Origin of the sequence: Pseudomonas sp. UBA5568 (assembly GCF_002425525.1) — a bacterium.
Taxonomy (GTDB): Bacteria; Pseudomonadota; Gammaproteobacteria; order Pseudomonadales; family Pseudomonadaceae; genus Aquipseudomonas; species Aquipseudomonas fulva.
Genome location: NZ_DIMK01000023.1, coordinates 61,658 through 66,524 on the forward strand (window position 1 = coordinate 61,658; position 4,867 = coordinate 66,524).

5 protein-coding genes are annotated in these 4,867 nt (G+C 59.0%); 1 reads left to right on the forward strand and 4 read right to left on the reverse strand.

Going from position 1 to position 4,867, the window contains the following annotated elements; translation table 11 throughout:
• Positions 1-468 (reverse strand): murein biosynthesis integral membrane protein MurJ (gene murJ / locus B2S33_RS07605; protein ID WP_288650118.1); only part of this gene is annotated, 468 nt, incomplete at its 3' end.
• Between the two features lie 250 nt (positions 469-718).
• On the opposite strand from murJ, the gene rpsT reads away from it, so the two are divergent.
• Positions 719-997, forward strand: coding sequence for a 30S ribosomal protein S20 (gene rpsT, locus B2S33_RS07610; protein WP_023533220.1), 279 nt, complete (start codon positions 719-721; stop codon positions 995-997).
• A 128-nt stretch (positions 998-1,125) separates the two neighbouring features.
• Here the strand turns inward: rpsT and B2S33_RS07615 are convergent, their stop codons facing one another.
• The 3 genes from B2S33_RS07615 to B2S33_RS07625 are packed head-to-tail and all read right to left on the reverse strand — an operon-like array spanning position 1,126 to position 4,688.
• The gene (locus tag B2S33_RS07615; protein WP_027915687.1) at positions 1,126-3,426 is read right to left on the reverse strand and encodes a PqiB family protein; all 2,301 of its coding nucleotides are present in this window, start codon (positions 3,424-3,426) and stop codon (positions 1,126-1,128) included.
• Positions 3,419-4,042, reverse strand: coding sequence for a paraquat-inducible protein A (locus B2S33_RS07620; protein WP_028688058.1), 624 nt, complete (start codon positions 4,040-4,042; stop codon positions 3,419-3,421). Before B2S33_RS07620 ends, B2S33_RS07615 begins: the two co-directional genes overlap by 8 nt.
• Complete coding sequence (locus B2S33_RS07625) at positions 4,029-4,688, reverse strand: paraquat-inducible protein A (RefSeq protein WP_288650119.1); 660 nt, start codon at positions 4,686-4,688, stop codon at positions 4,029-4,031. The genes B2S33_RS07620 and B2S33_RS07625 overlap by 14 nt, the downstream gene beginning before the upstream one ends.
• Positions 4,689-4,867 lie beyond the last annotated feature (179 nt).

A 4,867-nucleotide genomic window follows, 5' to 3' on the forward strand; every position in this document is an offset into this window, starting at 1 on the left:
GCGGTTCCAGGTGTTGAGGATGGCGCCCACCAGGGATGACAGCGAGATCAGCAATATATAAGGAAAGGTGACCCGCAGCAGATCGGTGGTGAGCTGGTATTTCTCGGCGTTGTCGACGAAGCCAGGCGCCGTGGCCCACACCACCCAGGGCGCGGCCAGGATACCGATGCCGGTCACCACGGCCAGCACCAGCGTCAGCAGGCCGCTGACGTAGGCCACGAAGGTACGCGTGGCCTCTTCGCCCTGCTGGCTTTTGTATTCGGCAAGAATAGGCACGAATGCCTGGGAGAACGCACCCTCGGCGAAGATGCGGCGCAGCAGGTTGGGTAGCTTGAACGCAATGAAGAAAGCATCGGTGGCAACGCCGGCGCCGAAAATACGCGCCAGGATGGTGTCGCGGACAAAACCCAGCACCCGCGAAATCATGGTGATCGAGCTTACCGCAGCCAGGGATTTGAGCAGGTTCATCGAAAAGATTCACGCCAATGACAGAGGACGCTGCCAGAGCGCGTCCGAATGTGCGATACTCCCGCGCCTTCGCAGGGGAGCCAAAAATTCCCGAGTGTACAGGTCGCGCAGCAGAAAGGAATCTTTCCCGCTTGTTGGCGCACCGCTCGGCGGAACCTTGCAAGTGGCCTTGACATCCGCCCGACTGATCGGCATGATTCGCGGCCTATTTTGTTTGCTATTTACCTAAAGTCTTTCGAGGAGCTCGACGGTGGCCAACTCACCTTCCGCCAAGAAACGTGCAAAACAGGCTGAGAAGCGTCGCAGCCACAACGCCAGCCTGCGTTCCATGGTCCGCACCTACATCAAGAATGTAGTCAAAGCCATTGACGCAAAAGACGCCGAAAAAGCGCAAGCCGCTTACGTTCTGGCTGTACCTGTAATCGACCGTATGGCCGACAAAGGTATCATCCACAAGAACAAGGCTGCTCGTCACAAAGGCCGTCTGAATGGCCACATCAAGGCGCTGAAAGAAGCTGCAGCTGCCTAAGCGACGCGCTAGTCAAAAAACCGACCTCAGGGTCGGTTTTTTTATGCCTGGGTTTTGTGAAGTGCCAGGCTCGCGGCTCAACGCACGCGCTGTAAAGTGGCAGGGCCGCATGGCGGCCCTACCCTGCATTACTTGGCGATCTGAATCTTGGGTGCCCACTGCAGCCATTCGTCTTCAGCTTTCTCGAACAGCGGGAACGTTTGCCTTGGCCGAGCCGGAGTGCCCATGCGTTCCCCCTCGGGCGTCGCGAAGGCAATACCACCATCGATCAGTGTTTCCAGCGACTCCGTGCGCACGGTAGCGCCCTTGAACAAGCCCCAGTCGAAGCCGAAACCGCTGCTGTTCCAGAAGCGGCTGCCGCTTCGTACAAGGCTGGCATAACGCGGCTCGATCAGAATGTGGATCAGCACCCTGTCGGCACTCTGGCCCAGCTCGACGTCGGTCACCTTGCCAACCGCCACCTCGCGGAATGTCACGGGCACACCGGGCTTGATGGAGCCTAACCGAGGTGCGCTGAGGGTCACTGGCAGCCCCACCTCCGGCCCGGCAACTTCGGGCGCTTCGGCCAGTGCGATGAAGTCACGCTGCGGGCCCCTGTCCTTGACCGCAGGCTGTACTTCCAGGTACTGCCCGCCCACCAGCGTGTCGAGGTTTTCGGTGCGCACTAGGCCGAAGGATGGCTTGACTACCCAAAACTGAGTGCCGGCACGGGCAATGCGCTCTGCAGCTTCGGTAATACGTGCCTTCAACAGCACGGCCTGCATGTCCTTGGTAAGGTCGACACTTTCCACACTGCCCACATCCAGCCCCCGGAAGCGGATGGCGGTGCCTGGCTTGAGCCCATCGGCGCGCTCCACACGGATCGTGATAAGGGTCCCGGCACGGTTGGCTGCCTCCTGGCTTTCATGCAGGCGGAAACGCGGGATATGGCGCTTTAGCGGCACATTGGGCCTTGGCGTGTCGAAGGCGATGCCTCCTGCCATCAGGGTTTGCAGGGACTCACTCTTGATCTTGATGCCGGACAGGCCACCGGTGAGGGTAATACCACTGGCGTTCCAGAACCGTGTCGAGCCGTTTACCAGTTTTTCGTATTCTTTCTCGATGTGAACACCGATCAGAATACGGTTGCTGTCACGGGCGAACTGATAGCTTTGAACGCTACCTACCTTCACCTGCTTGAAGGTTACGGGGCTACCCACCTCCAGTGAACCCAGGGTATCTGCGAACAGCACCATGTGCAGGCCCGGCGCCTTCAGGTCCAGCGGCGGCGCCTTGGCGCGCGCTTCGAACTCCCGTTCAGGTCGAGCACCTTTCTCCCCAGGGCGGATGGCAATGTAGTTACCCTTGACCAGTGCTTCCAGGCCCGTGATACCCGCCAGGGAAATGGAAGGTTTGACCACCCAGAACTGAGTGCCCTCCACCAGATAGTCTTCGGTCAACGGGTCCAATGTCAGCTCGGCAGTGGCGCTGGCAAGGTTGTCCTCCATTTTCAGGGTCTTCAGAGAGCCCACCTGGATGCCTTTGTACATGACAGGCGTACGCCCGGCCTGCAGGCCCTCGTAGTCGCTCAGCTTCACTTTCACCCGGATACCGGCCTGGGCTGCATCGAAGTCCTCGTACAAGCGAAATGGCAGGCTTGGGTCGGTAGGCGGGCTGTCCTTGCGGTGCTCTGGCGTGGCAAAGGCGATGCCGCCGGCGACGATACTCGACAGCGATTCACTGCGCACCTTGACCCCCGATAGCGAGGCATCGATGCTGACGCCGCTGGCGTTCCAGAAGCGCGTATGCTTGCGCACCAGGCTCGCGTAGGCAGGCTCGATGAAGATTTTTACCTCGACCGTGCTCTGGTCGTCGGAAAGCCGGTAGCTTTTCACGCGGCCGACCTGGATTTGCTTGTAGAAGATCGGGCTGTCTTTATTGAGCGACCCCAGGCGCTCGGCCTTGAGGGTGAGGTGCAAACCAGGTTCGGAATCCGACAGGGGCGGTGCCACCTTGAGCGCGGTGAACCGCTTGGTTGGCTCACCCTCTCCGGGGCTGACGGCAATGTAGTTACCCGATACCAACGTCTCGAGGCCGGAAATGCCCGCCAGGCTGACGCTCGGCTTGACCAGCCAGAAACGCGTGCCTTTGTTCAGGTGCCCTTCAGCCGCCTGGTTCATCTCGATGGTGGCGATGACACCCTGATTCTCGCCCTCGGCATCGAGTACCAAACTCTTGACCTTACCGACCGGCATGCCTTTGTAGATGACTTCGGTCTTGTTGGCGACGATGCCTTCGCCCGATTCGAAACGCACCTCGATCTGCACCCCGGCCTCACGGTAAGCCTGCCATGCGAGCCAGCCTCCGATCATCAGCGCGATCAAGGGCAGGATCCAGATGGCCGACCAATTGGAGGCAGGCCGGGTTTTAGCCGTTGGCAGGTCACTCATGGTCGTCATCCGACTCCGTGTTATCCCAAATCAATCGGGGATCGAAGGTCAAAGCAGCAAGCATCGTCAGGATCACCACAGTTGCGAAGGCGACAGCGCCCAGATTGGCTTCGACATTGGCTATCCTGCCGAAATTCACCACTGCCACCAGAATGGCGATGACGAATATGTCGAGCATGGACCAACGTCCTATGAATTCGATGAAACGGTACATCCAGATCCGTTGCCGCGCCGACAGGGGCTGTCTGCGCTGCACGGAATACAGGAGCAAACCGATTCCTACCAGTTTGAACGTAGGTACGAGGATACTGGCCGTAAATACCACGGCCGCAATCGGAACCATGCCGTGCTTGAGCAGGGCGATGACGCCCGACATGATGGTGTCGGGCGTGCCTTGACCAAATGAGCTGACGGTCATGATCGGCAGCACGTTGGCCGGAATATAGAGAATGGATGCAGCGATGAGCAGCGCCCAGGTGCGCATGATGCTGTTCGGTCGACGCGGATGCACCCTGGCACCGCACCGCATACACGTTTGGGATGCGTCACCTGTGGTTTGCCTGTTCAGTTCATGACACTCGTTGCAGACAACGATACCTGCATCAATCGCCCGCATGCGGGTCCTCCCCCGATAACGCACTCCAGACCTGGTGCGGTGACATGACAACCTCCAGCCGAACCTGAATCAACAGCAAGCTGATGAAGCAGAACAGACCAACCCCTACGGTAAGTTCTGCCAAGTCCACCAATTTGACGATGGCCACGAGCACGCCCATGAAGTAGACCTCGAGCATGCCCCAGTCACGCAAGTGGTGATAGGTTCTGTACAGCAACAAACCTAACCTGCGCCCTGTGTTGAGCCGAATCGCCAGTAGAACGGCCAGCTGACACATCAGTTTTGCCAGCGGTATGGCCATGCTGCACAGGAAAACCACGATGGCCACCCCCTGCATGCCCGAATCATATAGCCCCAGTACGCCGCTCCAGACCGTGTCGTCCGCTGTCTGGCCTAGCAGATGCAACTGCATGATCGGCAGGAAATTGGCTGGGATGAACAGCGCGAGCGCCGTCAGCACCAACGCCAGGCTGCGGTTGACCACATTATGCCGGTGCGCATAGAGCTCGTAGCCGCAGCGCGGGCAAAGCGCTTTTTCACCGGGGTGGATCACAGGTTTGCGCAAGAGCAGATCGCATTCATGGCATGCGACCAGGTCTTCGAGTGGCAGATCAGCCAGCGTTTCTGGCTCGACGGGGTTGGACATAGGACGCTTCTGAGTAAGTGCGTGGGGTTATTCTAGTGATCTTATGGAGGCCGGCATAGGCTGGAGATTGCGGTTCGAATGGCCCGGCGCTCGAAATGCGGGCTCTTGACGAACAGGAAGGGGTGCCTTGAGCGACAGGCAGGCTAGAAAGGTTTTTTCAGCCCAAAGACAAAACCCCT